This window comes from Cobetia sp. D5 (assembly GCF_035666195.1).
Taxonomy (GTDB): domain Bacteria; phylum Pseudomonadota; class Gammaproteobacteria; order Pseudomonadales; family Halomonadaceae; genus Cobetia; species Cobetia amphilecti.
Genome location: NZ_CP142020.1, coordinates 819,428 through 846,056 on the forward strand (window position 1 = coordinate 819,428; position 26,629 = coordinate 846,056).

Consider the following 26,629-nt stretch of genomic DNA (forward strand, 5'->3'; position numbering starts at 1 on the left):
TCACCACCCGCGGCACGGCTCTGTTGCCTTGATGAGACTGGCGGCACAGGGGTGGGTTCGGATACGATGTTCGCTAACTAACTTGATCCTTGGATCCCATGACTCGGACATTCGACCTGTTCGCGAGCCGACTGCGTGTGGCTCGTTACGGCGAAGGTCCCTCACAGCGGATGCTTCTATGACTGATTTGCCCGGTCAGACCGCAACCCGGACGGGTGCGGACGGCCAGGATGCGCAGGCTTCTTCACGCGGCGCGGCAGGCGAGATCAATCTCGATGACGCCCTGATTCGTGTCGAAGGCCTGCGGTTCACCCGTGGAGAACGCGAGATATTCTCCGGCATCGACCTCAAGATCCCGCGCGGCAAGATAACCGCCATCATGGGGCCTTCCGGTACCGGCAAGACGACACTGCTCAAGTTGATCGGCGGCCAGTTGACGCCCTCGGCAGGGCGCGTCGAGATCGCCGGCTTGCACGTGCATGGCCTGTCGCGGCGCGAGCTGTTTCGCATGCGCCGTCGCATGGGCATGCTGTTTCAGAGCGGTGCCCTGTTCTCCGATCTGAGCGTGTTCGAGAACGTCGCCTTCCCGCTGCGCGTCCACACCGATCTCCCCGATGCGATGATTCGTGACATCGTGCTGATCAAGCTCGAGTCCGTCGGGCTGCGCGGCGCGCGTGAATTGATGCCGGCCGAACTCTCCGGCGGCATGACGCGGCGTGTGGCACTGGCGCGAGCCATCGCGCTGGACCCGGACCTCATCATGTACGACGAGCCCTTTGCCGGGCAGGACCCCATCTCGATGGGCGTGCTGGTCAATCTGATCCGGCGCCTCAACGATGCGCTGGGCATGACGGCGCTGGTGGTCTCGCACGACATCAAGGAAACGCTGACCATCGCCGATTACGTCTATGTGATCGCCGATGGCAAGGTGATGGCGCAGGGCACCCCCGAGGCGCTGAACGCCGAATCGGACCCGCGTGTGGCCCAGTTCATCCACGGCAAGCCGGATGGCCCGGTGCCCTTCCATTACCCCGCCCCGGACTTCGCCGGCGACATTCTCGATGGTCGCGAATCGGCAACCCGCAGGAGAGAGTCATGAGTGGTCTGAATCGTGGCCCGCTCGGGGCCATCACGTCACTGGGCCGCAGCAGCATCGATGTGATCGCGGCCATCGGGCGTGCCGGCATGCTGCTGGTGCAGGCCGGTATCGGCATTCCGTCCCGTGAGGGCATCGGCCTGTGGGTGCGGCAGATGCACTTCGTCGGTGTGCTGTCGCTGGCCATCGTGCTGGTCTCGGGGCTGTTCATCGGCATGGTGCTGGCACTGCAGGGCTACACCATTCTGGTCGGTTTCGGCGCCGAGGAGGCGCTGGGGCAGATGGTGTCGCTGTCACTGCTGCGCGAGCTGGCGCCTGTGGTCGCGGCCTTGCTGTTTGCCGGGCGCGCGGGATCGGCGCTGACGGCGGAGATCGGCCTGATGAAGGCGACCGAGCAGTTGACCAGCATGGAGATGATCGGCGTCGATCCGCTCAAGCGCATCGTCGCGCCGCGCCTGTGGGCCGGTTTCGTCTCGCTGCCACTGCTGACCATCGGCTTCAGTGTCGTCGGCATCTGGGGCGGCAAGCTGGTGGGGGTCGACTGGCTGGGCATCTACGAGGGCGCCTACTGGAGCAGCATGCAGTCGAACGTCGATTTCATCGGTGATGTCATGAATGGCGTCATCAAGTCACTGGTCTTCGGGCTGGTGGTCAGCTGGATCGCCGTCTTCCAGGGCTATGACCTGATCCCGACCTCGGAAGGCATTTCGCGCGCCACCACGCGTACCGTGGTTTATTCATCTTTGGCGGTGCTGGGACTCGACTTTGTCCTCACGGCCGTCATGTTCGGAGAGATTTGATGAAACGTACCCGCATGCTCGAGTTCGGCGTGGGCCTGTTCATACTCGCTGGTTTCCTGGGAATGGTCTTCCTGGGACTACGTGTCAGCGGCGTCACGTTCCAGCAGGCCGATGACACCTTCGTGCTCAATGCCAACTTCTCAGGGATCGGAAGCCTCAAGGCGCGGTCAAAGGTCACGATGGCAGGTGTTGCCGTCGGCAGCGTCGAGAAGATCGAGCTGGACCCTAAGTGGTTTGACGCCCGTGTCACGATGAAGCTCGACAGCAGCCTGCGTGGCAAGCTGAGCAAGGACACCACCGCCGCCATCCTGACGTCCGGCCTGCTGGGCGAGCAGTACATCGGCCTGAGCACCGGGGGAGATCCGGACGTGCTGGAGGATGGCGATACCATTCGCGATACCCAGTCTGCACTGGTGCTGGAAGAGTTGATCCAGCAGTTCGTGTCCAATTTTTCGAAGAGCTGATTCTCGTAGCGTTGATTCTGGATGCGCTGTTCATCCAAGTGCAGGCATCCGGCGCACGCGTGTGATGCACCGGAAGACCTGACTCGGTGCCTGCGGTTTCACGTTCGAGCACGATGCACATTTTCAAGGAGCAACCCTGATGACCTCTAGCCTCAAGAAGCTGATTCGTCCGTTGAGCGTGCTGAGCCTGTCCGCCCTGATGGCGCTGAGCCCGCTGGCCATGGCCGCCCCGCAGGAGCCGGACGTGCTGCTGCGCGACACGGTCGAGGGCCTGACGACCAAGATCGATAGCCGCGAGAGCTACTACAAGGACAACGTCGACGAGCTGGAAACCCTGGTGGATTCCGCGCTGAAGCCGGTGGTGGATTATCGCTACATCGCCGCCAGCGTGATGGGCAAGTACTTCAAGGGCGCCTCTCCTGAGCAGCGCACCGAATTCTCCAAGGTCTTCCATGACACCCTGATCGGCACCTACGCCAAGGGTCTGGTGAGCTTCGATTACGCCAGGTTGGACGTGAAGGACAGCGAAGGCGAGCGTCGCTATGAAGACCAGGACACCGTCTACATGGACGTGGTCGATACCAAGGGCAAGGTCTACCCGGTGGCCTATTCCATGCGTCTGCGCAACGACGAGTGGAAGGTGGTCAACGTGATCGTCAATGGCGTCAATCTGGGCCTGACCTTCCGCAACCAGTTCGATCAGGCCATGCGTGACAACGGCCGCGACATCGACGCCGTCATCAAGGGCTGGCAGCCGGATGTCGACCTCGAGAAGGGTGAGGGGGATCAGGGCAACAGCTGAGCCCTGTCGTCGCCATGACCATGAAAACTCTCTTCGATCGCGAGGGCGTCACGCTGCAAGCCGGTGACGCACGGCTGAGCCTGAGTGGCCAGCCGGATTTCGACAATGCCGCAGAGCTGGCGGATTCCGGCAGGAAATGGCTGGGGCGCCGCGAGGATGGGGTTTCCATCGATCTGTGCGGCGTGGATAGCGCCAGTACCGCCACCCTGAGCGTACTGCTCGAGTGGCAGCGCCATCTGGCGGAGCATGGTGGGCATGTCGCTCACCTCGCGCTGTCTCCCGCATTGAGCCGACTGGCGGCAGTCTCCGGACTGGAAAACCTGCTGCCGGGGCTGAATGTCGCTGAGATCAGCGCCGAGCCCCCGCTGTCACTCGAGACGTCCTGAGTCAGCGGCGGCCTGACCGTCTGTCAGGCCGCACCGCTCTGCTGGAGGCTCGAGGCTTGTCCGTATCGCCATTCATGCGCGCGGCAACGTGGAGGCAGCGATTGACTGCCAATCGCGTTCCCGCGCGCTTTTGATTACCATGTGCGGTCATATCGCATCGATCGTCGCGCAAGGATTCCCTGCCACGATCCCGACATGTACCGCGAAGGAGTCACCGCCCGTCATGCAACCGAATGATGTCAAGGCCCTGCTCGAGGCTCGTATCGAGAACGTCGATTTTCATATCCAGGGTGAAGGCTGCAATTTCCAGGTCGTCGCCGTGGGGGATGTCTTTGCCGAGCTGAGCCGCGTCAAGGCCCAGCAGCTGGTCTACTCCGCACTCAATGACGAGATCCGCTCTGGCGCGCTGCATGCCATCAGCATTCGTACCTATACCCCGGCGCAGTTCGAAGCTGCCGCCGGCAACGCTCAGGGTTGACCGGAACATTTCATGGATAAGCTGATCATCACTGGCAACGGGCCGGTCAACGGGGAAGTCTGGGCCAGTGGCGCCAAGAATTCGGCACTGCCCATTCTGGCAGCCACGCTGCTGTCGGAAGGTCCCGTGACCATCAGCAACCTGCCGCATCTGCAGGACATCACGACCAGCCTCGAGCTGCTCGGACGCATGGGCGTCGAGCCGGTGATGGGCGACAACATGACCGTGCAGCTGGATGGCTCCAAGGTCGAGCATTGTCACGCGCCCTATGACCTGGTCAAGAAGATGCGTGCCTCGATTCTGGTGCTGGGCCCGCTGCTGGCGCACTTCGGCAGTGCCGAAGTCTCGCTGCCGGGAGGCTGCGCCATCGGCTCGCGTCCGGTGGATCTGCACATCCGTGGCCTGGAGGCGATGGGGGCCGAGATCACGGTCGAGAACGGCTACATCCGCGCCAAGGCGCCGGGTGGCCGCCTGAAGGGCGCGCGCATCGTCTTTGACGTCGTGACCGTCACCGGCACCGAGAACCTGCTGATGGCCGCGACCCTGGCCGACGGCCGCACCGTGCTGGAAAACGCCGCGCGTGAGCCGGAAGTCGTCGATCTGGCCGAGTGCCTGATCGCCATGGGCGCCAGGATCACGGGCCAGGGCTCCGACACCATCGTCATCGACGGTGTCGAGAAGCTGCACGGCTGTGAATACTCCGTCATGCCGGACCGCATCGAGACCGGCACCTTCCTGGTCGCGGCGGCTGCCTCGCGCGGCAAGGTGCGTGTCACGCGTACGCGCGCCGACACCCTGGACGCCGTACTGGCCAAGCTGGAAGAAGCCGGCGCCACCATCACCACCGGTGATGACTGGATCGAGCTTGACATGCACGGCAAGCGGCCGAAGGCGGTCAATATTCGCACGGCGCCGTACCCGGCATTCCCCACCGACATGCAGGCCCAGTTCGTGGCGATGAATGCGGTCGCGGAAGGCACCAGCACCGTGATCGAGACCATCTTCGAGAACCGCTTCATGCACGTGCAGGAGCTCAACCGCATGGGCGCCCACATCGCCCTCGAGGGCAACACCGCGGTCGTGACCGGCACCGAGCGCCTGTCCGGTGCGCCGGTGATGGCGACGGACCTGCGCGCCTCTGCCTCGCTGGTGATCGCGGCGATCGTCGCCGACGGCGAGACCATGGTCGACCGCATCTATCACATCGACCGCGGTTACGAGTGCATCGAAGAGAAGCTGTCCGGGCTGAACGTGATCATCCGTCGCTCCGCCGGCTGATCAGTGCCCCACCTCGCGCTGTCGGTCTTGATTGACCGGCAGCGCGTGCCGAATTCCTACGTACAAGCACGGGCGAATACCCCATGAGCAAGCAACTGGTCGTCGCCCTCTCCAAGGGGCGTATCCTCAAGGAAACCCTGCCGCTGCTGGCTGACGCTGGCATCGAGCCGCTGGAAGATCTCGACAAGAGCCGCAAGCTGCTCTTCGATACCAATCTGCCGGACGTCAAGCTGGTCATCATCCGTGCCACCGACGTGCCGACCTACGTGCAGCTGGGCGCCGCCGATCTCGGTATCGCCGGCAAGGACGTGCTGCTCGAGCATGGTGCCGAAGGCCTGTACGAGCCGCTGGACCTGGAAATCGCCAAGTGCCGCCTGATGACTGCCGGTGTCGTCGGTCAGCAGCAGCAGGGCGCTCGCCGTCGTGTCGCGACCAAGTTCGTCGATGTCGCGCGTCGCTATTACGCCGAGCAGGGTATCCAGGCCGAAGTCATCAAGCTCTACGGCGCGATGGAACTGGCCCCGCTGATGAATCTGGCCGACGAGATCGTCGATATCGTCGACACCGGCAATACCCTGCGTGCCAACGGCATGGAGCCGCGCGAGCTGATCACCGACATCAGCACGCGTCTGGTGGTCAACAAGGCCGCCATGACCATGAAGCACGATCGCCTCAAGCCGCTGATCGATCGCCTGCGTCAGGCCGTGGAAGTCCGCCGCGAGGCGTGATGGCCGCGGGCTGTCGGCCTCGACCCGCTGGATACCCAAGGTCGCATAGATGACCGTGGCAGAAGATGACTCTCGAAACGCAAGCTGCCGCCCCTGCTCATCACGATGCTTATCAAGATGATGCGGGCAGGCGCTGGACAGAGCCCGTCCGGTTCAGCCTTCTCTGCCAAGCAATGAGAAAAGAGGTTCGCATGGATACCTTGATCAACCGGCTTGATAGCCGTGATACCGATTTTACTGCCCGCCTGGACCGCTTGCTGTCATGGGAGGGCGTGTCCGATGCCGAGGTACAGCATCGTGTCACCGACATCCTCGCGCGCGTCAAGCAGGAAGGCGATGCGGCGCTGGTGGAGTTCTCCAACCGCTTCGACCGCCTGAATGTCTCGAGCATGGCCGAGCTGGTCATCGGTGCCGAGCGTCTGGCCCAGGCCTATGCCGACCTGCCGGCGGATCAGCGCGAGGCGCTGGCCGTGGCTGCTGAGCGTGTGCGTGTCTACCACGAGCATCAGAAGCCGGAAAGCTGGTCCTTCAAGGACGAGCACGGCAGCCTGCTGGGCCAGAAGGTCACGCCGCTGGACCGCGCCGGGATCTACGTGCCGGGCGGCAAGGCGGCCTATCCGTCTTCCGTGCTGATGAACGCGATTCCGGCGCATGTCGCGGGCGTGCGCGAGATCATCATGGTCGTGCCGACGCCGGACGGCGTGGTCAATGAGCTGGTGCTGGCCGCGGCGCACCTGGCGGGTATCGATCGTGTCTTCACCATCGGCGGCGCCCAGGCCGTGGCGGCACTGGCCTATGGCACCGAGACCGTGCCGCGCGTCGACAAGATCGTCGGCCCCGGCAACATCTACGTGGCGACTGCCAAGCGTGCGGTGTTCGGTCAGGTCGGTATCGACATGATCGCCGGGCCTTCCGAGATTCTGGTGGTCAGCGACGGCGTGACCGACCCGGACTGGCTGGCGATGGACCTGTTCTCCCAGGCCGAGCACGACGAAGATGCCCAGGCGATCCTGATCGGGTGGGATGACGAGCACCTGGCCGCCGTCGAGGCCTCCATCGAGCGTCTGGCGCCGACCATGGAGCGTGCCGAGATCATCCTGACCTCGCTGCGTGAGCGCGGCGCCCTGATTCGCGTCAGCGGACCGGAGCAGGCGCTGGAGCTGACCAACCGCATCGCGCCGGAGCACCTGGAGCTCTCGGTGGCGAATCCGGAAGAGTGGGTCGAGGGCGTGCGTCACGCCGGCGCCATCTTCATGGGCTCGCACACCTCCGAGGCGTTGGGCGATTACTGCGCCGGGCCGAATCACGTGCTGCCGACCTCCGGCACCGCGCGCTTCTCCTCGCCGCTGGGCGTCTATGACTTTCAGAAGCGCTCCTCGCTGATCCAGTGCACGCCAGAGGGCGCGTCAGTGCTTGGGCGTACTGCCTCGGTACTGGCACGCGGCGAGTCGCTGACGGCGCACGCGCGCAGTGCCGAGAATCGCATTCTCGACTGAGCCTGAGCCTGAGCCTGAGCCAGAAACTGAGACTGAGCCCTGTCTGGTCAGTAAAAAAAGCCCCGCGACGGTCTCCGTCGCGGGGCTTTTGTCATCATGGGGCGGGTGTTCTACTCAAGGCGTCGTGCCGATGGCTCCGCTTCAGCCCTTGTCCTGCAAGGATGGCTCGACGGCCGCCGGCGTGTTGTCGGGAATCGGGCGCTCGCCGACCTTGACGTCGATGTCCAGCGTCTTGCCGTCACGCAGCAGGCGCAACTCCAGCGCATTGCCGGGTTTGACTGCGGCGATGTCGGCCATGGCCAGGCGAGCATCCAGTAGGCGCTTGCCGCCGATGGCGGTCAGGATATCCCCCGGTTGCAGGCCGGCACGCGCGGCAGGGCCATCACGCAGCACGGCGGCTACCACCACGCCTTGCGGGGCGCTCAGGCCGAAGGAGTGCGCCAGCGACGGCGTCAGCTCCTGCACTTCCAGGCCCAGCCAGCCTCGAATCACGCGACCGTGGTCGACCAGCGATTCGAGGATGTCGCGCGCCAGGTTGGCGGGGATGGCAAAGCCGATGCCCTGCGAGCCGCCGGAGCGCGAATAGATGGCGGTATTGATGCCGACCAGTGAGCCGTCGGTGTTGATCAGCGCGCCGCCGGAATTGCCGGGGTTGATCGCGGCATCGGTCTGGATGAAGTCTTCATAGGCGTTCAGACCAAGATGGTTGCGTCCGGTGGCCGAGATGATGCCCATGGTGACCGTCTGGCCGACCCCGAAGGGGTTGCCGATCGCCAGCGAGACATCGCCGACGTGGACCTGGGTGGAATCGGCGATCGCCACGGTGGGCAGGTTGTCGAGGTCGATCTTGAGTGCCGCGAGGTCGGATTCCGGGTCAACGCCCACGACCTTGGCGAATGTCTCGCGGCCATCGCGCAGGGCGACCTGAATCTGGTCGGCACCCTGGATGACGTGGTTGTTGGTCAGGATATAGCCGTCACTGGAGAGAATGACACCGGAGCCAAGGCTCGACAGCATGCGCTGGCTGCGCAGAGCGTCTTCCCCGTAGAACTGATTGAAGAAGGGGTCGGACATCAGCGGATGCTTGCTGTCGTCCTTGATCTCGCGCGAGGAGTAGATATTGACCACCGCCGGTGCGGCGGCGTCCACCGCGGCCTGATAGCTGGCCGGACCGCTGTTGCGCTGCAGCGGCGGTGCTTCACGCAGTACAGGGTCTGCCGACTCTTCGCGCTGCGCCGCTGACAGCGTCAGGCTCGGAGGCGGCAGCACCTGCTGATTGGCGGCAGAGTTCTGTGACGGGCTCGGGTAGGGGGTGTTGCCTGCCTGCTCGTTCTGCTGCGGGGCGGGCTCGCCCAGGCCCAGCGTCGGAAAGCGATCCAGCACGACGACGGCCAGCAGGACGCCGGTGACGACGGGCCACAGTAGCGGGAGCAGTGTGCTGCGAAGAGAACGGGGCATCGGATTACCTGATAAAAAGTCCGCGCACCGACGCGATGCTGCGGACATGAAGATGAATAGCCTGAAGATCCACGTGCCACGCGAAGGGATGGCCCCGGTCAAGGCGCGACACGCTTACATGGCGCCGATGCGCCGTTACAATGCTCGCCAGTGTAACACTCGATGACTCTGACTGCTGGAGGCCCAATGGCTGATCGTGACACGCTGATGAAGGTGCTGGATGGCTGTCTGGAGGCGCAGGCCTTCAAGGACTATACCGTCAATGGCTTGCAGGTGGAGGGGCGCCGTGAGGTGCGCCGCGTGATGACCGGTGTGACGGCCAGTCAGGCGCTGCTTGATGAGGCGCTCGCCTGGCAGGCCGACCTGGTGCTGGTGCACCACGGTTACTTCTGGAAGAACGAGCCGGCCCAGATCACCGGCATGAAGCGTCGGCGCCTCAAGACCTTGCTGGCCAATGACATCAATCTGGCGGCCTATCACCTGCCGTTGGATGCGCATCCGACCCTGGGCAACAATGCCCAGCTGGCCGAGCGTCTGGGGCTGGTCAGTGAAGGCTGTCTGGATGGCGTGCCCGGGCGTGGCCTGGTGCATGTCGGGCGTCTGGCCGCTGAGGTGGAAGGGCTGGACAGCACCGCGCTGGGGGCCGAGTTCAGTCGGCGTCTCGGGCGTGAGGTGCTGGTCGTGGCCGGTCATGATCGTCCCATCAAGCGCATTGCCTGGTGCACCGGCGGCGCTCAGGACTATATCGGTCTGGCCATCGAGGCCGGTGTCGATGCCTTCCTCTCGGGCGAGATTTCCGAGCGCACCACCCATAGTGCCCGTGAAGAGGGAGTGACCTACTTCGCGGCGGGCCATCATGCGACCGAGCGTGACGGTGTGCGGGCCCTCGGCGAGTGGCTGGCCGCCGAACATGGTGTGGAGCACCGCTTCGTGGATATCGACAATCCGGCGTGACATCTGATGCCGGAAACGACAACGGCCACCTCGAGAGGTGGCCGTTGTCGTTGTCGCTGTCGTTTTCAGATGCCGTGAGTGGTTCACGACAGCAGGACGATCAGATACGCGGCGGGTTGGTAGCCGGTGTCTCGCCTTCGCTCGGTTGCGGCTTGAGGCCGAAGTCCTCTGACAGGGTGCCACGGTTGTCGGCGTAATCACGCGGCAGGTCGACCTTGTCGGTCTCGCTGTCGTCCGGCGTGGTGTCAGTGTCCAGCAGGCGGCGCTTGAGCTGGCTGTCATCGCACAGCGCGGTGGCGCCAGTGGCCAGATGCTGGCGCAGCTCATTGCCGGCGCGTTGGATCTGGTCGGTCAGGTCGCTGGCCTTGGAGAAGTGGTCGTTGAGGGCATCGCGGAACTGGGTCAGCTCCAGCTCGCGCTCAGCCAGCTTCTGGCGGGTCTTCTGATTGCGGGCCACGTTGGCATTCAGCAGGTGGTAGCACAAGGCGCCGATACCGATGCCAGCCAGAAAACAGGCAATGGCCAGGATCCAGTCAATGTTGCTCTCGTTCACGTCGCTCTCCTTGTGTCACGACTGCGGTGATCGTCACCGCTGGGGCATGGTAGCGCTGAGATACGATGCCGGTATTCAATGATGTTCCATCACGCCGATCTCGGGATCGGTCTGGTGTCCAGCAGGTCAGCGCCGCTTGCCGCTGTCCTTCTTGCGTCAGTCTTTCGTGCAGTTTGCGTTTCAAAAGCGTCCACGCGCCATTATATCGGTGTGGTGCAGCGATGCGTCAATTCACGCGGCGCGCGACCTTGGTCGCCTGTCGGCGCAGCCGGCGGGGTGTGGGCGGATGCCAGCTCACGCCCTGCGAGTGATGCGCGCGGCGAAAGTCACGTCGCGCAGCCGATTGCTGGCTGGTGAGTGGGTAAAGTGGCCATCAAGGCGTATAATGCCGCGCAATTTCGTCCTTGCCTGCCCGCCGTGTCGGGTCAGGCGTGATCTTGTTCTTTTCATGTCAGGCATGCGCCAGTCCGTAGCGCCTGACCTGCAGCGGGTTTCTCAATGCCAGCACCGACGCCTCTCGAGAAGTACCAGGCAGACCTCAAGCGTGATGACTTTGCCTACGATGCCGCCCAGGAAGATGCGGTTCGCCATCTGCAGCGTCTCTACGACGACCTCGTGCGCACGCCGCGCCAGACGCCCGACAAGGTGTCCGACGCGACGGGTGGCGGCGGGCTGGGCTCCAAGGTGCGTCGTCTGTTCGGCAAGCCGTCACGCACGGCGCCTGTCGATGAAGCGCCCGAGATCATGGGTCTCTACTTCTGGGGCGGTGTGGGGCGCGGCAAGACCTATCTCGTCGATACCTTCTACGAGAGCCTGCCGTTTGCCGACAAGATGCGCACGCACTTCCACCGCTTCATGCAGCGTGTCCACAATGAGCTCGGCCACTACAAGGGCGAGAAGAATCCGCTGACTCTGGTAGCGGCCAAGTTCGCCGTCGAGGCACGCGTGATCTGCTTTGACGAATTCTTCGTCAAGGACATCACCGATGCGATGATTCTCGCCACCCTGTTCGAAGAGCTGTTCAAGCAGGGCGTGGTGCTGGTCGCGACCTCCAATATCGTGCCGGATGATCTTTACAAGGACGGCCTGCAGCGGGCGCGCTTCCTGCCGGCGATCGACCTGGTCAAGCGTCACTGCACGGTGGTCAACGTCGATTCCGGCATCGACTATCGCCTGCGCGCGCTGGAGCACGCCGAGCTCTTCCATAGCCCGCTGGGCGATGACAGTGCCGCGCGGCTGGCGCGGGAATTCCGCTCCATCGCCGGTGCCGAAGGCCATGCCGATGAAGGTCTGAGCATCAATCATCGCGTGCTGCACGCCCTGCGTCGCCATGAGGACGTGGTGTGGTTCCACTTTGATGAGCTGTGTGATGGTCCGCGTAGCCAGAATGACTACATCGAGCTCGCGCGTGAATTCCACACCGTGCTGGTGTCCGAGGTGCCGCAGATGGGGCGCGACAGCGACGACCAGGTGCGTCGTTTCATCAACATGGTCGATGAGTTCTATGACCGGGGCGTCAAGCTGCTGATGAGCGCCGCGACGCCCGTCGAGGACCTCTATACCAGCGGCAACCTGGATTTCGAATTCCAGCGCACGCTGTCACGTCTGCAGGAAATGCAATCCCGTGAGTATCTCGCGCTGCCGCACAAGCCGTGAGACCTGCGGCAAGGGCAAAATAGCCTTTGTGGTAGGCGGGCATGACATGTACAATGCGCGCTCGCTCGAACTGTTGACCGGTTCTCGAGCCATCCTGAGTCATTCACTCCTGATGGGCGAGGGCAGTCTGGAGATGAGGGGACAGTGACTGCGCAAGCAGCACGCCGCTCGCTGCCAGACGTCGGACAACCAAGAAAAATAGGGATTGGTCGCGCACACAAGTGCAAGACCCGACTATAGGTGATTCATCCATGAAGACGTTTACTGCTAAGCCGCAGTCCGTCCAGCGTGACTGGTTCGTCGTCGACGCAGCCGGCAAGACGCTGGGCCGTATGGCTACCGAAATTGCTCGTCGCCTGCGCGGCAAGCATAAAGCCGAGTACACTCCGCACGTTGATACTGGCGATTACATCGTCGTCATCAATGCCGAGAAAGTCGCTGTGACTGGTCGCAAGGCAGAAGCCAAGACCTACTACCGTCACACCGGTTACCCGGGCGGCCTGCGCTCCATGAACTTCAACCAGATGATCGAGCACAAGCCTGAGCGCGTGATCGAACTGGCTGTCAAGGGCATGCTGCCGAAGGGCCCGCTGGGTCGTGCCATGCAGTCCAAGTTGAAAGTCTATGCTGGCTCCGAGCATCCGCACGCTGCGCAGCAGCCGCAAGAACTGAACATCTGAGGGAAGCATCGCCATGACACAGCAGCACTACGGTACCGGGCGCCGCAAGACTTCTACCGCGCGCGTCTTCCTGAAGCCGGGCACCGGCAAAATCACCGTCAACCAGCGTGACCTGAACGACTACTTCGGTCGTGTGACAGGCCGCATGGTTGTCCGTCAGCCGCTCGAGCTGACCGAAACTACCGAACAGTTCGACGTCTACGTCACTGTTGCTGGTGGTGGTGGTTCTGCTCAAGCCGGCGCTATCCGTCACGGCATCACTCGTGCCCTGATGGCTTACAACGAAGACTTCCGTCCGGCCCTCCGCGCCGCCGGTTACGTCACTCGTGACGCCCGTGAAGTCGAGCGTAAGAAAGTCGGCCTGCGCAAGGCCCGTCGTCGTCCGCAGTTCTCCAAGCGTTAAGAGAACTCGCGTCGACCACAAGAACGTCCAGTGCCCGCAAGGGTGCTGGACGTTTTTTTTGCGGTCTCGCTGCACGATTGACGAAAGCGGCTTTGGTCAAGGTGGCTTTCTTGAGTTGTGAGCGCTCTGTTCTTGCCCTTTAATACAAGCAAGCATCAAGTGCTCGGCAAGTGGATGGCCCAGCATCAAGCGGTAGTGTTTGGGAGATAACAATAAAATGTCAGATCAAGCTGTGAACCGAGGGCGACGCCGCTTCCTCGTCAGCGCAACCACCGTGGTCGGGGCGGTAGGGGTGGTCGGTATCGCAACGCCCTTCCTGGCGTCCTGGCAGCCAAGTGCGCGTGCCCGTGCGGCAGGTGCGCCTGTCACGGCGGATATCTCGCGGCTGGCACCCGGGCAGCAGATGACCATCGAATGGCGCGGCAAACCGGTGTGGGTGGTGCGTCGCACCCCCGAGATGATCGCCGATATCCGCGCCATCCCCCCCGCAGAGCTGCAGGACCCCGAGTCTCTGCGCCCCCAGCAGCCCCCTTATGTCGATGCCGTGCTGCGTTCCATCAAGCCGGAATATGTGGTGTTGGTGGGTATCTGCACGCACCTGGGCTGCTCGCCTGGCTATCGTCCCGAGATCGGCGCGGCGGATCTCGGTGCGGACTGGCCGGGCGGCTATCTGTGTGCCTGTCATGGGTCCAAGTTCGATCTCGCCGGGCGAGTCTTCACCGGAGTGCCGGCGCCTTCGAATCTGGAGGTGCCGCCGCATCGCTATGAGAGTGAGCAGGTGCTGGTGGTGGGTGTCGACGAGGAGGCTGCCTGATGGGGAATCCAAACCGTGCCAAGGCGCCACGCGGCATCATGCGCTGGATCGATGACCGCCTGCCGGCCACCCAGTTTCTGCAGGACCATCTGACCGGCTACTACGCGCCGAAGAATTTCAACTTCTTCTACTTCTTCGGCTCGCTGGCCTTGCTGGTGCTGGTCAATCAGATATTGACCGGCATCTGGCTGACGATGAGCTATACGCCGAGTGCCGAGGGGGCCTTTGCCTCCATCGAGTACATCATGCGCGATGTGGAGTACGGCTGGCTGATCCGCTACATGCATTCCACCGGCGCCTCGGCCTTCTTTGTTGTCATCTATCTGCACATGTTCCGTGGCCTGCTGTATGGCTCCTACCGTGCGCCTCGCGAGCTGGTATGGATCTTCGGCATGTGCATCTATCTGGCGCTGATGGCCGAGGCCTTCATGGGCTATCTGCTACCCTGGGGTCAGATGTCCTACTGGGGTGCGCAGGTGATCATCTCGCTGTTCACGGCGATTCCGGTCATCGGGGCAGACCTGGCGCAGATGATACGTGGCGACTACCTGATCTCGGGAATCACCCTGAACCGCTTCTTTGCGCTGCATGTCATTGCCTTGCCGCTGGTGATCGTCGGGCTGGTGGTGCTGCATCTGGTGGCGTTGCACGAGGTGGGCTCGAACAACCCCGATGGCATCGAGATCAAGGACAGGAAGGATGAGGCGGGGCAGCCGCTGGATGGCATTCCCTTCCATCCCTATTACACGGTGAAGGACCTCGTCGGCGTCGGCGTCTTCCTGTTCGTGTTCTGTGCGGTGATCTTCTACTTCCCCGAAGGCGGCGGCTACTTCCTGGAGACGCCGAACTTCGAGCCGGCCAATTCGCTCAAGACGCCCGAGCACATCGCGCCGGTGTGGTACTTCACGCCGTTCTACGCCATGTTGCGCGCGGTCAATTACCCGCTGTTCGGCGTGGATGCCAAGTTCTGGGGCGTGGTGGTCATGGGGCTGGCGATCGCCATCCTGTTCGTGCTGCCGTGGCTGGATCGCTCGGCGGTGCGCTCGATCCGCTACAAGGGCTGGCTGTCGCGTATCGCCATCGTCATCTTCGTGGTGAGTTTCGTGACGCTGGGCGTGCTGGGGGTGATGCCGCCCACGCAGGAGCGCACGATCATCGCGCAGCTGGCGACCGTGGCATATTTCGCCTTCTTCATACTGATGCCGCTGTATACGCGCTTCGAGACGACGCGAGCGGTGCCTGACAGGGTGACGGGCCGATGAGCGCGCTGATGAGTGGGTCAAGGGAGTGGCTCAAACGCGGGCTGGCAGCAGGGTTGCTGGCCGTAGTGAGCCTGATGGGGTCGGGCATGGTGAGCGCGGCGAGCAGCGCGGTGCCGCTGGAGACGATGGAGCCGGATCTGCACGATCAGCCCTCGCTGCAGCGAGGCATGCAGCTTTACACCAATTACTGCCTCGGCTGTCATAGCCTGCAGTATCAGCGTTACTCGCGTGCCGCAGAGGACCTGGGGATGCCCGAGGACCTGGTCGAGCAATATCTGATTCTCTCGCCAGCGCTCAAGATCAATGACACCATGCGCACGGGCATGCAGAAAGATGACGCGGCCGGCTGGTTCGGCACGCCGCCACCGGATCTGTCGCTCGAGGCGCGTCTGCGCGGCACGGACTGGATTTACACCTATCTGAAGAGCTTCTATCGCGATGCGTCACGTCCGTGGGGCGTGAACAATGCGGTCTTCCCCCAGGTCGGCATGCCGCATGTGCTGGAATCGCTGCAGGGCGTGCAGGAAAAGGTCTGTGGACAGAGTGACCTGTCGGTAGCGGGGGCGGAGATCGATCCCGACACGGGGCGTTATGCGTCCTGTGATATTCTAGAGATCACCCAGCCTGGCAGCATGACGGCAGGGGAGTTTGATCAAGCGATGTGGGATCTGACCAATTTTCTGGCCTATGTCGGCGAGCCTTCGCGACTCAAGGCTGAGAGCATGGCCCCCAAGGTGTTAATATTCATTCTGATCTTTACCTTGCTGGCGTATCTTCTCAAGAAGGAATACTGGCGCGACATTCATTGATGGCCCCCGGGGCGGGGTCTCAGTGATAATGGCGAGCCGGCAGTGACGGGCGCGCGGCTGATCAGTCGCGCGCCCGCTTGCGTCGCCTCGAGGTGGCGCAGGCTGACCCTCTGGCAGGGCCCGTTGTGACAAGGGCAGGCCAGAGGAAACTTATCCCCGTTTGTCAGGCCAAAAGCTGACACGGGCATGTCTCGAACAGATGCGAGGACAGTTTCATGGGTGTTGTGGCCAAGCGTTCATCGATGACCTTCTACTCCGGTGGTGACGACCACTTCAGCCACCGTGTACGGATCGTGCTGGCCGAGAAGGGTGTGGCAGTCGATATCATTGATGTGGATGATGACAGCCGTCCGGCCGAACTGGCCGACCTGAACCCGTACAACAGTGTGCCGACGCTGCTGGATCGCGACCTGGTGCTCTACGAGTCCAAGGTCATGATGGAATATCTGGACGAGCGTTTCCCGCATCCGCCGCTGTTGCCGGTGTATCCGGTGGCGCGCGCCCAGAGCCGTCTGTGGATGCATCGCATCGAGCGCGAATGGGTGCCGATGATGGAAACCATCCAGACAGGCACCAAGAAGGAAGCCGACAAGGCACGCAAGGAATTGCGTGAAAGCCTGATCGGCATTTCCCCGATCTTCGACGACATGCCGTTCTTCATGAGCGACGAGTTCTCGCTGGTGGACACCTGCATTGCCCCGATCCTGTGGCGCTTGCCGACACTGGGAATCGAGCTGCCGGAGAAGCAGGTCAAGCCGCTGCTGACCTACATGGAGCGGTTGTTCGGGCGTGATGCCTTCAAGGCGTCGCTGTCCGAGGCCGAGCGCGAGATGCGCATCTGATCCGTGCGTGATCCTTCGGTCACTGATCGATCGGTCACGCATTCGGGCTTTCGTCCTCGCTCATCAGTCTGTGGATGATGGATGTGAGCGATGTGCGGGGCGTTGGCCCGTTGGCGGAATGGACTTCGGTCGTCGCTGACACTCATTGCAGTTCAAGAGGTTCTCCCATGCTTTCCAGTCGCCCTTATCTGGCACGCGCACTCTACGAGTGGCTGCTGGATAACGACAATACGCCGTACATCGTGGTGGACGCCGAGCAGGAAGGTGTCCAGGTGCCGCGTCAACACGTCCAGAACGGCCAGATCGTGCTCAATATCGCACCCGGTGCGGTGCGTGATCTGTTGATCGCCAATGAAGGGGTCAGCTTCAATGCCCGCTTCGGTGGTCAGCCGATGCACGTCAGCGTGCCGACGGCGGCCCTGGTCGCGCTGTATTCGCGTGAAAACGGTGTCGGTATGGTCTTCGGTCACGAGCCGGTGATGCCGGGTGCCGATGAGATGACATTCGGTGAAGCCGCGCCAGATGCCGAGCCGGCCGCCGCAGCGCGCCCGACGCTGGCCAGTGTCGGCAGTGCGCCCGTCGAGGAAGAGGTGCCTGCCTCGGAATCAGCGGATGCGTCCGTCGAGACAAGCTCAGGCGCTGATGCCGAAGCCGCCGATGAAGAGCAGGCGTCGGACTCGGCCAGCGACGAGCAGGGTGCTGATGACAATGATCAGCCCAAGCCGCCGCGCAAGGGTCGTCCTTCGCTGCGCGTGATCAAGTAATCACGTCGGCAGGTGGGAGCGATGGATGAGGGTTGGCCATTGTCCGCCTGATGTCGCTCCTGTCATGAAAAATGCCCCGCAGGCTTCGGCCTGCGGGGCATTTTTCATTCTGGGCACTATTTAATCAGGGCACTTTTCGTTCAGGGCGCTTTTCGTTCAGCGCACTTTGCATGTCAGGCATGCAAGTGCGCCACCTCGATCAGTCGAGGTACTCGAAGACCTTGGCGATACGCTGGATGCCGCCGACTTCAGAGACCTTGCTGACGATCTGGTCGGCTTCGGCGCGGGTCACGATACCCATCAGGTAGACGCTGGCATTCTCGGTGAGAACCAGGATGCGGCCGGAGTCGATGTTGGCATCCGCCGCCAGCGTGGCCTTGACGCGCGTGGTCAGCCAGGTGTCCTGCACGCGCTGGCTGGCTGGGGCATTGGCGCTGATTTCCAGCGCGTTGTGCACCTGGCGAACGCGACGCACATCCTTGGCGATGTCCGTGGCCTTCTGCTTCAGCTCGTCGCTGGCGACCTGGCCGGTCAGCAGCACCATGCCGTTGTAGGAGTTCACGTTGACGTGGGCATCATTGAAGCGTGCATCGGTCTTGCCGAGATTGACCTCGATCTTGGTCTCGATGCTCTCGTCTTCCACCTGGGCGCCCAGGGTGCGATCGCCATAGTCTTCGTCGATCGGGCCGCTGTTGGTCAGGTCGGCGACGGTGGTGCAGCCGGCTAGCGTCAGGAAGCCGGCGGTGGCCATGAGGGAAAGCAGGTTCTTGGGCGTCATGCCGTTTTCTCCTGGTGAATGCCGTGGGGCGCGCGGATTACTCGTTGCTGCCGAACAGCTGATGATCAATCAGGTCGCACAGGCAGTGGATGGCCAGCAGGTGGACTTCCTGGATGCGTGCCGTAGAGGTGGCGGGAACACGAATCTCGCAGTCTTCGCTGCCCAGCAGTGACGCCATGTCGCCACCGTCACGGCCGGTCAAGGCGACGACGCGCATGTCACGGTCGTGAGCCGCCTGGATGGCCTGCACCACGTTGGCGGAGTTGCCGCTGGTGGAGATGGCCAGCAGGATGTCGCCGGGCTGACCCAGGGCGCGGATCTGCTTGGAGAACACCTCGTTGTAGCTGTAGTCGTTGGCGATGGACGTCAGCGTGGAGGTATCGGTGGTCAGCGCGATGGCCGGCAGGCTCGGGCGCTCACGCTCGAAGCGGTTGAGCAGCTCGGAGGAGAAATGCTGGCTGTCGCCGGCGCTGCCGCCGTTGCCGCAGGCCAGGATCTTGCCGTCATTGACCAGGCTCTGGACCATCATCTGGCTGGCCGCTTCGATGAAGGGCGGCAGCACTTCGCTGGCGTAGGTCTTGGTGTCAATGCTGGCGTTGAAGTGGCCGAGAATACGCGATTGGAAATCCATGATGGCTCTTGGTCGTTGGCTTCAGAACGCTTCGAAGGCGTGGCGAATCCAGTGAATGGAACGAGGGGAGGTCCCCTCCACGCCTACCACGTCGAAGCGGCAGGAACATGATAGCCCGTGCTGGGCCAGATAAAAACGCGCGGCAGTGATCAGCCGGCGTTGCTTGGTATGGGTCACGCTTTCCAGTGCGCTGCCGAAGCGGGAGTTGGCCCGGTAGCGCACCTCGATGAAGACCAAGGTCTCGGCGTCACGCATGATCAGGTCGATCTCGCCGCCCTTGGCATGCTGGTTGCGCGTGACGGGTGTCAGGCCACGCGCTGCCAGCCATTGTTCTACCTCCGCCTCGATGACGGCGCCGCGCGCTCGGGCGCGACGCTGGGGAGGCGGGTGCGCCTTGCCAGAGGGCGAGTCGGCGCGTGTCATGTCAGGGCGTGTAGGCTTCGACGGTGCGGCTGTTGGCGCCTTTCAATGGCGGACGCGGTACGCCACCTCTGAATTCAGCCCAGGGCAGCGTGCGCTCGATGCGGCCATCGTGGCGCGGGAAGAGGCTGCCGGTGGCGCCGAAGAGTTCGCCGCCCGCACCGGCCAGCATCAGCGGTACGCGCTGGGCCAGACGATAGGCATCGACCCCCATGGCGTTGAGCTTGAGCATGCGCGGTGAAGCATCGGACAGGGCGCGGTAGGTGTCGACTTCCGGCAGGGACGCCTTGCCGCCGGAGGAGGCCTCCGGCACTTCCCAGGGAATGTCCACGAAGTCGACGCCATTGAGGTCGCCATCCTGATCGGGCTGCGGTGCGCCGTCATAGAGATGGGAGGTGCCGTAGATCGGCAGGTCGCCCGCGTAGTAGAAGTCCAGCATCGGCGGCACCTGACGCGCATAGCTCGGCAGCGCCAGCAGGAAGATCATGTCGATGTTGCCGGAGTGGGCGCGGCCGTATTTGCTGCCGGATTTCTTGGCGGACTTCATGCGCGCCTGATCCTGGCTCGAGACCGACAGCAGGTCCTTGACGGCTGAGCTGACAGCGCCCTTGGGGTTGTAGCGCTCGACGGAGACGATGTCGCCGCCTTCCTGCTCGAAGCGGTCGCGGAAGGCGCTGTAGACGCGCTGACCCCAGGCATTGTTGGGCACCAGTGCGGCGGCGCCACGATGGCCATCAAGCGCGGCGCGCATGGCGACCTGGCGGGCTTCGTCCTCGGCGGACAGGCCGTACTGGAACAGGTTGTCAGCGCGATTGCTGTCATGGGTGCCGTAGTTGAGGGCCAGTGTCGGCAGCGGCAGGCTGTTCTGGGTCTCGAGCTGACTGACCAGCTTCTTGTCCAGCGGGCCGAGCACGACCTGGGCGCCATCCATGGTGGCACGGGCATACAGGGTCTTGAGGTCCGCGCTCGAGGTGTCATAGAAGCTCAGCTGCGGCGTGGCCTCGGCATTGTCGATGGCGCTGCGATGGCGCGCCTCGATGCCTTCACGGATGGCCTGGGCGATCCGCTTGAGCGAGCCGGACTCGGGCAGGAAGACGGCAATCTTGCGCACTTCCTGGCCGGAGAGCTCGCGCAGGTCGAGGATGCCCTGCGGCATCTGGCGTGCGGCGGGATGCTGCGGGTTGGCGTCCGACCAGTCGTTGATGGCGGAGAACATCTGGTCGATGTTGCCACCGAAGCGACGCTGCAGGCGCAGCAGGTCCGTCCAGCCACTGGCGGTGGGGCTGGCACTGGCCAGCTCGTTGAGTTGACTGGGCGAGAGGCGCGTGAGCTGCTCCCACAGGGTGTCGTTGATGCTCAGGTCATCGCTATCGGCCTGCAGGGCGATCAGGGTCTGGGCACTGGCCAGGGGTTCGCCGACCATGCCGAGTGCCAGGCCGCGACGCTTGCGCAGTGTGCGCTGGTCATCGCCGGACATCTGGATGTTGTCCTCGAGTACCGAGGTGGCCAGGATCGTGTTCCAGCCGTCCTGCTGCTCAAGCGCGATACGCGACAGCAGCAGGGCCCATTGCACGCGCTCCTGCGGCTCGAGGCTTGTCGGGTCGATGTCGGATGCGATGGTGATCGCCTGCGCGTTGTCGCCGCTGCGTGCTAGGATGTCCGCAGCTTGCAGGCGCGTACTGGCCGCTTGCTGACCCTGTTGCTGCTCGGCCTGAGCGAGCAGGGCATCGGCCCCGGGGCCGCTGGAAAGCGGTGACTGTCCGGCACACCCTGCCAGCAGCAGGGCGGAGGCGGCGAGGCCCGCCAGCGTGCGCAGGCCGGAACGTGAACGGCGCGCGGCCTCCTGCCGGATGGCTGACGAAGTGCCCAGCGTATTGGCTGATGCACGATTCCATGTCTGGCGCATGTACGACGGTCCCTTGGCTGATGGGCGATGTGGTCAGGACTGCATCGCCGCCTACTGTGATGAAGGGTGAAAGGCATCATGGCACTCGGTCGATCAGGGCCACGCATGCAGCGTCCTTCGGATGAAATGTCCCAAGGCAATCTGCCTGTGTCTGACGACCATTTCTACCATTGAGTTCAACGAGTCGAAGCATTGAATGTCCGAGTCTTCTGAAGGCGTATTGTACGTGGTCGCCACGCCGATTGGTAACCTCGATGATCTCAGTCCCCGCGCCGCGCGGGTGCTGGGAGAAGTGGACCTGATCGCAGCCGAGGATACCCGCCACAGTGCGCGGTTGCTGCGTCACCTGGGCCTGGAAGTGCCCATGATGTCCCTGCACGATCACAATGAACGTGGTCGTGTCGACCAGCTGTGTCAGGCGCTGGAGGCAGGCCGACGCGTCGCGCTGGTCTCCGATGCCGGCACGCCGCTGATCTCCGATCCCGGCTTCATCGTCGTGCGCGCCCTGCGCGAGCGTGGCTTCAAGGTAGTGCCGCTGCCGGGGCCGTGCGCGTTGATCACCGCCCTCAGTGCGGCGGGTCTGCCGACGGATCGCTTCACCTTCGAAGGCTTTCTGGCCCACAAGGGCGGCCCGCGTCAGGCACGCCTTGCCGCGCTGCGCGACGATAGCGCCACCCATGTGCTGTATGAGTCTCCGCACCGTATCCAGGCGCTGCTCGGCGATATCCGCGAGGTGCTGGGTGAGCGCCGGGTCGTGCTGGCCCGTGAGCTGACTAAGACCTTCGAGACCTTCCTCGATGGCACGGCAGCCGAGCTGCTGGCGCAGATGGACGCTGACAGTGATCAGACTCGCGGCGAGTTCGTGGTCATGATCGAAGGAGCGCCGGCACGTGACGGCGATGAGGCGGCCAGTGTCGAAGGCGACGCCCTGTTGCAGGTGTTGTTCGAGGAGGGTGTGGGCGTCAAGCAGATGGCCGCCATCGCCACACGTCTGGTGGGCGGGCGCAAGAAAGCCTGGTATGCCAAGGCGCAAGCCATGAAGGACGCGGCAGAGGAATAAGCAAACCTCTGTCACGCCAGACTTTTTTGCCGCTGCCATTGTTCGGGCTGCACGGGCTTCGTCTTGTGAAAGGCCCATGACACTGGTAGTCTTGCGCGCTTGGGAGACGGCCAGACAGTCGCCGCCAGCGCAAGCTGGGGGAGGAAAGTCCGGGCTCCATAGGGCAAGGTGCCAGATAACGTCTGGGCGGCGCGAGCCGACGGCAAGTGCAGCAGAGAGAAGACCGCCTACGTCAGCTTCGGCTGACCGGTAAGGGTGAAAGGGTGCGGTAAGAGCGCACCGCGCGGCTGGTAACAGTTCGCGGCGAGGTAAACCCCACCTGGAGCAAGACCAAATAGGCCCCCTATGCTGCTGCCCGCAGTGGGGGCGGGTTGGTTGCTTGAGCCCTGAAGTGATTCAGGGCCTAGATGAATGACTGTCCACGACAAGACCCGGCTTATCGGCCATCTCCCGCCTTATAACGTCAGTGTGCTGCCAGCCTTCGCGATGCGAGCGATGGCAGCACACCTTGAATTCGCATGACCGGCGCCGTCCGCTGCGTGTTTCGTGAATGACCATTGCAGTTGGATGGCAACGAACACGCTGCCGTGACAGGCGCCGGTTGTCGGTTATGGCACTTGAATTCGTGTTTCAGCTGCTTGCCTGCTGCACGCAGGCGCTGTCTCCGCTCTTATGCTGTCGGTGCCCTTTGCCACCGGCTTTCACTGCTCGCATTGCGTGCCAAGGTCCAGAGTTTCGTCATGTCCAAGCCCAGCGCTCCTTCCGTTACCGAGTCTGCCGATACCGAGTCCGTCGAAGTGGCTGATCGCTTCGCGCATGTCAGTGTCATGCTCGATGGCGCGGTCGATGGCCTGATTCAGGACACGGCCGGCGTCTACTTCGACGGTACCTTCGGTCGCGGTGGCCATTCGCGTCTGATCCTGTCGCGCCTGGCGCCCGAGGGGCGTCTGATCGCCTGTGATCGTGACCCCCAGGCGCTGGCGGAAGCCGCGACCATCGATGACGAGCGCTTCAGTATCCATGCCGGTGAATTCGCGCGTCTTGGCGAGTATGCCGAGCGTGAGGGCGTGCATGGCCAGCTGGATGGCATCCTGCTCGATATCGGCGTGTCATCCCCGCAGCTGGATGATGCCGAGCGTGGCTTCAGCTTCATGAATGATGGCCCGCTGGACATGCGCATGGACCCCACCAGTGGCGAGAGCGCCGCCGAGTGGCTGTCGCGTGCCAGTGCCGAGGACATGGCCTGGGTCTTCAAGACCTATGGTGAGGAGCGTTATGCCAAGCGTCTGGCACGCGCCGTGGTGGAGCGTCGCGCCGAGCGACCCATCATGCGCACCGGCGACTTCGCCAGCCTGATCAAGGATGCCCACCCCAACTGGGAGAAGCACAAGCACCCGGCGACGCGTGTCTTCCAGGCGATCCGCATTCACATCAATGGTGAGCTGGATGAGCTGACCCGCGCGCTGGATGCCGGTCTCGAGGCGCTCAAGCCCGGCGGTCGTCTGGTCGTGATCAGCTTCCACTCGCTGGAAGATCGCATCGTCAAGCGCTTCATGCGTGACAAGGCGCGGGGGGATCAGGCGCCGCGTGGCATGCCGATCCGCGAAGACCAGCTCAACAAGCGTCTCAAGCTGGTGGGCAAGGCGCAGAAGGCCTCGCAAAGCGAAGTCGATGCCAATGTCCGTTCGCGCAGTGCCGTGATGCGCATTGCCGAAAAGCTCAAATAGCGTCAGTGCTCCCTCTGGGGAATCGTGCCTCTTTCTGCGCCTGCCTACCGGCAGGCGCGCGCGCAAGTGGGCTGTGGTGAAAGGACGACACAAGTGTTGCCGTGCTGCAACTCTTAGCGGCTAACGCCACTTGCTGACATAATGCGCCGGGCGCTTCAAACAAGTGAGCGAACATCGCGCCTGCACGTTGGCAGTCTGCAAGGATATTCGTGATGCGGGGCATCACGTTCAGAGTGATTAGGGAGTCGGCATGGCGGGACGGAGACAGGATGGCTGGACGGGTAACTGGCCGATCAAGGTGCAGATGCGTTGGCGTCACCTGTGTTTCGCGGTGCTGATGCTCAGTCTGCTCGGCTCTGCCGCTGCTGTCGTGATCAGCTCCCACCTCTCGCGCGGCCAATATGCCCAGCTGCAGAAGCTGGAAGCGGCGCGCGATGATGCGCGTGCACGCTGGGGCCGCCTGCTGCTGGAAGAAAGCGCCTGGTCGGCACCGGCGCGTATCGAAAGCATCAGCATCGAGCGACTCGAGATGCGTGTCCCGGATGTCCACGATGTCGAGGTCATTCGCTGATGGCCACGCGTCGCCCGCCTTCGTCTCGCCCGCGCAACCCGCGCAAAGCCGCCGGCGCTGAGACGCCCGCTCGTACCAAGGCCGCAAGCGGTGCCCGCAAGAGCGCGCGCGCGGCCATGGGGCCAGCCCGCTATCGCATCATGCTCTTCATCGTGCTGGCCGGGCTCGTCGCTCTGGTCGGCCGCATCGGCTATCTCCAGCTCTTCGATCAGCAGTTCCTGCAGGATCAGGGCGACGCACGCACCCTGCGTGTCGACAGCATCAATGCTCACCGCGGCATGATCACCGATCGCACCGGTGAGCCGCTGGCGATCTCCACACCGGTCATCACCCTGTGGGCCGACCCGCGCAAGGTGCCCGACGACCCCGTGCGGCTGTCATTGCTGGCGCGCGCGCTGGGGCAGAAGCCGGATGACCTGATCGCACGCGTCCGCCGCTATCGTGATGCCGGCAAGGGCTTCATGTACATCAAGCGTCAGATGACCCCGCCGCAGGCCCAGCCTGCCATTGACCTCGATATTCCGGGCGTCAGCCACAAGCAGGAATACAAGCGCTATTACCCCTCCGGAGAAGTCTCCGCCCAGTTGATCGGCGTGACCAACGTCGATGACAAGGGCCAGGAGGGGCTCGAGCTTGCCTACAATTCCTACCTTTCCGGTACGCCGGGCAAGCGGCGCGTGCTCAAGGATCGCAAGGGGCGCCTGGTGCGTGACCTGCATCTGATCAGCGAAGCCAAGCCCGGTGGCGACCTGACCCTCTCCATCGACCTGCGTCTGCAATACATGGCCTACCGCGAGCTCAAGGCGGCCGTGGCGGAGCACCGCGCCGATGGCGGCACTCTGGTGATGATGGATGCGCGCACCGGCGAAGTGCTGGCGATGGTCAATCAGAAGTCCTATAACCCGAACAACCGCGCCGGGCTTGATCCCGCCGGGCTGCGTAACCGCGCGATCACCGATGCCTTCGAACCCGGCTCGGTGATGAAGCCGCTGTCGATGAGCGCTGGCCTTGCCTCCAGCAAGTATCAGCCGGACTCGGTGATCGATACCACGCCGGGTTACATGCGGGTCGACCAGTTCACCATTCGTGACTTCCGCAACTACGGCAAGCTCGACATGGCGGGCATTCTCTATCATTCCTCGAATATCGGCATGAGCCGCATGGCGCTGAGTCTCGAGGATGATGCGGTGTGGAATCGCTACTATGAGCTGGGCCTCGGCCAGGCGCCGGGCACCGGCTTCCCGGGCGAGACGACCGGCGTGCTGCCGCCGCCGACCAACTGGTCGCGCAGCAAGCGGGCCTCCATCTCCTACGGTTACGGTATCAGCGTCTCGGCGCTGCAGCTGGCCAGTGCCTACACCGCGCTCGCCAACGACGGCCGTCGTGTGCCGCCGTCGCTGCTCAAGGTCAAGACGCCGCCGGTGGGTGACCAGGTGATCTCATCGGACAACGCGCACGCCTTGCTCGGCATGATGGAGAAGATCGTGCAGCCGAACGGGCCTGCCAAGCGGGCGGTGGTCGAAGGCTATCGCATCGCCGGCAAGACGGGCACCGTACGCAAGGTGACGGCCGGTGGCTATCAGAAGACCGCGTATCGTTCGTTGTTCGCGGGTGTGGCACCGGTGTCTGATCCGCGTATCGTGACCGTGGTGATGATCGAGAACCCCAAAGGGGAAGAATATTACGGCGGTCTGGTGGCGGCGCCCGTGTTCGGGCGCGTGGTGGGCAAGGCATTGCGCCTGCTGGATGTGCCGCCGGACAGCAAGGTCGGTGAGTAACGCTTTTCATGTGGCACGGTCGTCGGCCTCGGGCG

General features: G+C 63.3%; 28 protein-coding genes and 1 other RNA gene. 23 read left to right on the forward strand and 6 right to left on the reverse strand.

The window, feature by feature from the left end:
* The first annotated feature begins 178 nt into the window (after nucleotides 1-178).
* From U0O11_RS03460 to hisD, 9 genes are all read left to right on the forward strand, one after another.
* Nucleotides 179-1,099, forward strand: a complete 921-nt coding sequence (locus U0O11_RS03460; RefSeq protein WP_082388135.1) for an ABC transporter ATP-binding protein — start codon at nucleotides 179-181, stop codon at nucleotides 1,097-1,099.
* Entirely contained in the window at nucleotides 1,096-1,896 is an 801-nt protein-coding gene (gene mlaE, locus U0O11_RS03465) for a lipid asymmetry maintenance ABC transporter permease subunit MlaE (protein ID WP_043332547.1), read from the forward strand. The genes U0O11_RS03460 and mlaE overlap by 4 nt, the downstream gene beginning before the upstream one ends.
* A complete protein-coding gene (mlaD, locus tag U0O11_RS03470) occupies nucleotides 1,896-2,360 on the forward strand; it encodes an outer membrane lipid asymmetry maintenance protein MlaD (RefSeq protein WP_043332545.1) in 465 nt (154 codons plus the stop codon). The genes mlaE and mlaD overlap by 1 nt, the downstream gene beginning before the upstream one ends.
* Before the next feature lie 139 nt (nucleotides 2,361-2,499).
* On the forward strand, nucleotides 2,500-3,162 hold the full coding sequence (locus tag U0O11_RS03475) for an MlaC/ttg2D family ABC transporter substrate-binding protein (protein ID WP_043332543.1): 663 nt from the start codon (nucleotides 2,500-2,502) through the stop codon (nucleotides 3,160-3,162).
* Between the two features lie 14 nt (nucleotides 3,163-3,176).
* Nucleotides 3,177-3,548, forward strand: a complete 372-nt coding sequence (locus U0O11_RS03480; protein ID WP_166019174.1) for an STAS domain-containing protein — start codon at nucleotides 3,177-3,179, stop codon at nucleotides 3,546-3,548.
* 223 nt (nucleotides 3,549-3,771) lie between these two features.
* Nucleotides 3,772-4,026 carry a BolA family protein gene (locus U0O11_RS03485; protein WP_043332541.1) on the forward strand — a complete coding sequence of 85 codons (255 nt, stop codon included), beginning with the start codon at nucleotides 3,772-3,774 and terminating at the stop codon, nucleotides 4,024-4,026.
* A gap of 12 nt (nucleotides 4,027-4,038) precedes the next feature.
* The gene (gene murA, locus U0O11_RS03490; RefSeq protein WP_043332539.1) at nucleotides 4,039-5,304 is read left to right on the forward strand and encodes a UDP-N-acetylglucosamine 1-carboxyvinyltransferase; all 1,266 of its coding nucleotides are present in this window, start codon (nucleotides 4,039-4,041) and stop codon (nucleotides 5,302-5,304) included.
* A gap of 83 nt (nucleotides 5,305-5,387) precedes the next feature.
* Nucleotides 5,388-6,032, forward strand: coding sequence for an ATP phosphoribosyltransferase (gene hisG / locus U0O11_RS03495; RefSeq protein ID WP_131431369.1), 645 nt, complete (start codon nucleotides 5,388-5,390; stop codon nucleotides 6,030-6,032).
* 191 nt (nucleotides 6,033-6,223) lie between these two features.
* Entirely contained in the window at nucleotides 6,224-7,528 is a 1,305-nt protein-coding gene (gene hisD / locus U0O11_RS03500) for a histidinol dehydrogenase (protein ID WP_324691685.1), read from the forward strand.
* 141 nt (nucleotides 7,529-7,669) lie between these two features.
* Here hisD and U0O11_RS03505 read toward each other — a convergent pair whose 3' ends face one another.
* Nucleotides 7,670-8,986, reverse strand: a complete 1,317-nt coding sequence (locus U0O11_RS03505) for a S1C family serine protease (RefSeq protein WP_324691686.1) — start codon at nucleotides 8,984-8,986, stop codon at nucleotides 7,670-7,672.
* A gap of 186 nt (nucleotides 8,987-9,172) precedes the next feature.
* Here U0O11_RS03505 and U0O11_RS03510 point away from each other — a divergent pair, with 186 nt between their 5' ends.
* Complete coding sequence (locus tag U0O11_RS03510; protein ID WP_248379510.1) at nucleotides 9,173-9,940, forward strand: Nif3-like dinuclear metal center hexameric protein; 768 nt, start codon at nucleotides 9,173-9,175, stop codon at nucleotides 9,938-9,940.
* Nucleotides 9,941-10,040: 100 nt separating this feature from the next.
* Here the strand turns inward: U0O11_RS03510 and U0O11_RS03515 are convergent, their stop codons facing one another.
* Nucleotides 10,041-10,493, reverse strand: coding sequence for a YhcB family protein (locus U0O11_RS03515; protein WP_043332529.1), 453 nt, complete (start codon nucleotides 10,491-10,493; stop codon nucleotides 10,041-10,043).
* Nucleotides 10,494-10,991: 498 nt separating this feature from the next.
* Between U0O11_RS03515 and zapE the strand changes: the two genes are divergently transcribed.
* The 8 genes from zapE to U0O11_RS03555 all read left to right on the forward strand — a co-directional run bounded on the left by zapE (nucleotide 10,992) and on the right by U0O11_RS03555 (nucleotide 17,723).
* The gene (gene zapE / locus U0O11_RS03520; RefSeq protein WP_324691690.1) at nucleotides 10,992-12,149 is read left to right on the forward strand and encodes a cell division protein ZapE; all 1,158 of its coding nucleotides are present in this window, start codon (nucleotides 10,992-10,994) and stop codon (nucleotides 12,147-12,149) included.
* A 251-nt stretch (nucleotides 12,150-12,400) separates the two neighbouring features.
* Nucleotides 12,401-12,829, forward strand: coding sequence for a 50S ribosomal protein L13 (gene rplM / locus U0O11_RS03525; RefSeq protein WP_043332524.1), 429 nt, complete (start codon nucleotides 12,401-12,403; stop codon nucleotides 12,827-12,829).
* Nucleotides 12,830-12,842: 13 nt separating this feature from the next.
* Nucleotides 12,843-13,232 (forward strand): 30S ribosomal protein S9, encoded by a 390-nt coding sequence (gene rpsI / locus U0O11_RS03530; RefSeq protein ID WP_043332522.1) that lies wholly within the window; start codon nucleotides 12,843-12,845, stop codon nucleotides 13,230-13,232.
* Between the two features lie 217 nt (nucleotides 13,233-13,449).
* Nucleotides 13,450-14,046, forward strand: coding sequence for a ubiquinol-cytochrome c reductase iron-sulfur subunit (petA, locus tag U0O11_RS03535; protein WP_043332520.1), 597 nt, complete (start codon nucleotides 13,450-13,452; stop codon nucleotides 14,044-14,046).
* Nucleotides 14,046-15,308, forward strand: a complete 1,263-nt coding sequence (locus U0O11_RS03540; protein WP_324691693.1) for a cytochrome b — start codon at nucleotides 14,046-14,048, stop codon at nucleotides 15,306-15,308. The genes petA and U0O11_RS03540 overlap by 1 nt, the downstream gene beginning before the upstream one ends.
* 8 nt (nucleotides 15,309-15,316) lie before the next feature.
* Nucleotides 15,317-16,117 carry a cytochrome c1 gene (locus U0O11_RS03545; RefSeq protein ID WP_324691695.1) on the forward strand — a complete coding sequence of 267 codons (801 nt, stop codon included), beginning with the start codon at nucleotides 15,317-15,319 and terminating at the stop codon, nucleotides 16,115-16,117.
* Between the two features lie 215 nt (nucleotides 16,118-16,332).
* A complete protein-coding gene (gene sspA, locus U0O11_RS03550) occupies nucleotides 16,333-16,959 on the forward strand; it encodes a stringent starvation protein SspA (protein WP_043332516.1) in 627 nt (208 codons plus the stop codon).
* 167 nt (nucleotides 16,960-17,126) lie between these two features.
* The gene (locus U0O11_RS03555) at nucleotides 17,127-17,723 is read left to right on the forward strand and encodes a ClpXP protease specificity-enhancing factor (protein WP_131431375.1); all 597 of its coding nucleotides are present in this window, start codon (nucleotides 17,127-17,129) and stop codon (nucleotides 17,721-17,723) included.
* A 199-nt stretch (nucleotides 17,724-17,922) separates the two neighbouring features.
* Here U0O11_RS03555 and U0O11_RS03560 read toward each other — a convergent pair whose 3' ends face one another.
* Genes U0O11_RS03560 through U0O11_RS03575 form a run of 4 tightly spaced genes read right to left on the reverse strand, consistent with a single transcriptional unit; the run spans nucleotide 17,923 to nucleotide 21,458 of the window.
* Nucleotides 17,923-18,501, reverse strand: coding sequence for a BON domain-containing protein (locus U0O11_RS03560; protein WP_054555092.1), 579 nt, complete (start codon nucleotides 18,499-18,501; stop codon nucleotides 17,923-17,925).
* 37 nt (nucleotides 18,502-18,538) lie between these two features.
* Nucleotides 18,539-19,132, reverse strand: a complete 594-nt coding sequence (locus tag U0O11_RS03565) for a phosphoheptose isomerase (protein WP_043332512.1) — start codon at nucleotides 19,130-19,132, stop codon at nucleotides 18,539-18,541.
* Nucleotides 19,133-19,153: 21 nt separating this feature from the next.
* Nucleotides 19,154-19,555 (reverse strand): YraN family protein, encoded by a 402-nt coding sequence (locus U0O11_RS03570; RefSeq protein ID WP_052384397.1) that lies wholly within the window; start codon nucleotides 19,553-19,555, stop codon nucleotides 19,154-19,156.
* A 1-nt stretch (nucleotide 19,556) separates the two neighbouring features.
* Nucleotides 19,557-21,458 (reverse strand): penicillin-binding protein activator, encoded by a 1,902-nt coding sequence (locus U0O11_RS03575; RefSeq protein WP_082388134.1) that lies wholly within the window; start codon nucleotides 21,456-21,458, stop codon nucleotides 19,557-19,559.
* Between the two features lie 196 nt (nucleotides 21,459-21,654).
* On the opposite strand from U0O11_RS03575, the gene rsmI reads away from it, so the two are divergent.
* From rsmI to U0O11_RS03600, 5 genes are all read left to right on the forward strand, one after another.
* Nucleotides 21,655-22,518 (forward strand): 16S rRNA (cytidine(1402)-2'-O)-methyltransferase, encoded by an 864-nt coding sequence (gene rsmI / locus U0O11_RS03580; protein WP_043332510.1) that lies wholly within the window; start codon nucleotides 21,655-21,657, stop codon nucleotides 22,516-22,518.
* A 102-nt stretch (nucleotides 22,519-22,620) separates the two neighbouring features.
* An RNA gene (rnpB, locus tag U0O11_RS03585) (RNase P RNA component class A) lies at nucleotides 22,621-22,973 on the forward strand.
* A 285-nt stretch (nucleotides 22,974-23,258) separates the two neighbouring features.
* Nucleotides 23,259-24,245, forward strand: coding sequence for a 16S rRNA (cytosine(1402)-N(4))-methyltransferase RsmH (gene rsmH / locus U0O11_RS03590; protein WP_324691698.1), 987 nt, complete (start codon nucleotides 23,259-23,261; stop codon nucleotides 24,243-24,245).
* Nucleotides 24,246-24,495: 250 nt separating this feature from the next.
* Nucleotides 24,496-24,816 carry a cell division protein FtsL gene (ftsL, locus tag U0O11_RS03595; protein ID WP_043332508.1) on the forward strand — a complete coding sequence of 107 codons (321 nt, stop codon included), beginning with the start codon at nucleotides 24,496-24,498 and terminating at the stop codon, nucleotides 24,814-24,816.
* Nucleotides 24,817-24,932: 116 nt separating this feature from the next.
* Nucleotides 24,933-26,594, forward strand: coding sequence for a peptidoglycan D,D-transpeptidase FtsI family protein (locus tag U0O11_RS03600; RefSeq protein ID WP_054555193.1), 1,662 nt, complete (start codon nucleotides 24,933-24,935; stop codon nucleotides 26,592-26,594).
* The last annotated feature ends 35 nt before the right edge of the window (nucleotides 26,595-26,629 follow it).

Bases quoted from the DNA above. Each gene is read 5' to 3' on its own strand.
- U0O11_RS03460 (WP_082388135.1), top strand. From the start codon at position 179: ATGACTGATTTGCCCGGTCAGACCGCAACCCGGACGGGTGCGGACGGC.
- mlaE (WP_043332547.1), top strand. From the start codon at position 1,096: ATGAGTGGTCTGAATCGTGGCCCGCTCGGGGCCATCACGTCACTGGGC.
- mlaD (WP_043332545.1), top strand. From the start codon at position 1,896: ATGAAACGTACCCGCATGCTCGAGTTCGGCGTGGGCCTGTTCATACTC.
- U0O11_RS03475 (WP_043332543.1), top strand. From the start codon at position 2,500: ATGACCTCTAGCCTCAAGAAGCTGATTCGTCCGTTGAGCGTGCTGAGC.
- U0O11_RS03480 (WP_166019174.1), top strand. From the start codon at position 3,177: ATGACCATGAAAACTCTCTTCGATCGCGAGGGCGTCACGCTGCAAGCC.
- U0O11_RS03485 (WP_043332541.1), top strand. From the start codon at position 3,772: ATGCAACCGAATGATGTCAAGGCCCTGCTCGAGGCTCGTATCGAGAAC.
- murA (WP_043332539.1), top strand. From the start codon at position 4,039: ATGGATAAGCTGATCATCACTGGCAACGGGCCGGTCAACGGGGAAGTC.
- hisG (WP_131431369.1), top strand. From the start codon at position 5,388: ATGAGCAAGCAACTGGTCGTCGCCCTCTCCAAGGGGCGTATCCTCAAG.
- hisD (WP_324691685.1), top strand. From the start codon at position 6,224: ATGGATACCTTGATCAACCGGCTTGATAGCCGTGATACCGATTTTACT.
- U0O11_RS03505 (WP_324691686.1), bottom strand. From the start codon at position 8,986: ATGCCCCGTTCTCTTCGCAGCACACTGCTCCCGCTACTGTGGCCCGTC.
- U0O11_RS03510 (WP_248379510.1), top strand. From the start codon at position 9,173: ATGGCTGATCGTGACACGCTGATGAAGGTGCTGGATGGCTGTCTGGAG.
- zapE (WP_324691690.1), top strand. From the start codon at position 10,992: ATGCCAGCACCGACGCCTCTCGAGAAGTACCAGGCAGACCTCAAGCGT.
- rplM (WP_043332524.1), top strand. From the start codon at position 12,401: ATGAAGACGTTTACTGCTAAGCCGCAGTCCGTCCAGCGTGACTGGTTC.
- rpsI (WP_043332522.1), top strand. From the start codon at position 12,843: ATGACACAGCAGCACTACGGTACCGGGCGCCGCAAGACTTCTACCGCG.
- petA (WP_043332520.1), top strand. From the start codon at position 13,450: ATGTCAGATCAAGCTGTGAACCGAGGGCGACGCCGCTTCCTCGTCAGC.
- U0O11_RS03540 (WP_324691693.1), top strand. From the start codon at position 14,046: ATGGGGAATCCAAACCGTGCCAAGGCGCCACGCGGCATCATGCGCTGG.
- U0O11_RS03545 (WP_324691695.1), top strand. From the start codon at position 15,317: ATGAGTGGGTCAAGGGAGTGGCTCAAACGCGGGCTGGCAGCAGGGTTG.
- sspA (WP_043332516.1), top strand. From the start codon at position 16,333: ATGGGTGTTGTGGCCAAGCGTTCATCGATGACCTTCTACTCCGGTGGT.
- U0O11_RS03555 (WP_131431375.1), top strand. From the start codon at position 17,127: ATGCTTTCCAGTCGCCCTTATCTGGCACGCGCACTCTACGAGTGGCTG.
- U0O11_RS03560 (WP_054555092.1), bottom strand. From the start codon at position 18,501: ATGACGCCCAAGAACCTGCTTTCCCTCATGGCCACCGCCGGCTTCCTG.
- U0O11_RS03565 (WP_043332512.1), bottom strand. From the start codon at position 19,132: ATGGATTTCCAATCGCGTATTCTCGGCCACTTCAACGCCAGCATTGAC.
- U0O11_RS03570 (WP_052384397.1), bottom strand. From the start codon at position 19,555: ATGACACGCGCCGACTCGCCCTCTGGCAAGGCGCACCCGCCTCCCCAG.
- U0O11_RS03575 (WP_082388134.1), bottom strand. From the start codon at position 21,458: ATGCGCCAGACATGGAATCGTGCATCAGCCAATACGCTGGGCACTTCG.
- rsmI (WP_043332510.1), top strand. From the start codon at position 21,655: ATGTCCGAGTCTTCTGAAGGCGTATTGTACGTGGTCGCCACGCCGATT.
- rsmH (WP_324691698.1), top strand. From the start codon at position 23,259: ATGTCCAAGCCCAGCGCTCCTTCCGTTACCGAGTCTGCCGATACCGAG.
- ftsL (WP_043332508.1), top strand. From the start codon at position 24,496: ATGGCGGGACGGAGACAGGATGGCTGGACGGGTAACTGGCCGATCAAG.
- U0O11_RS03600 (WP_054555193.1), top strand. From the start codon at position 24,933: ATGGGGCCAGCCCGCTATCGCATCATGCTCTTCATCGTGCTGGCCGGG.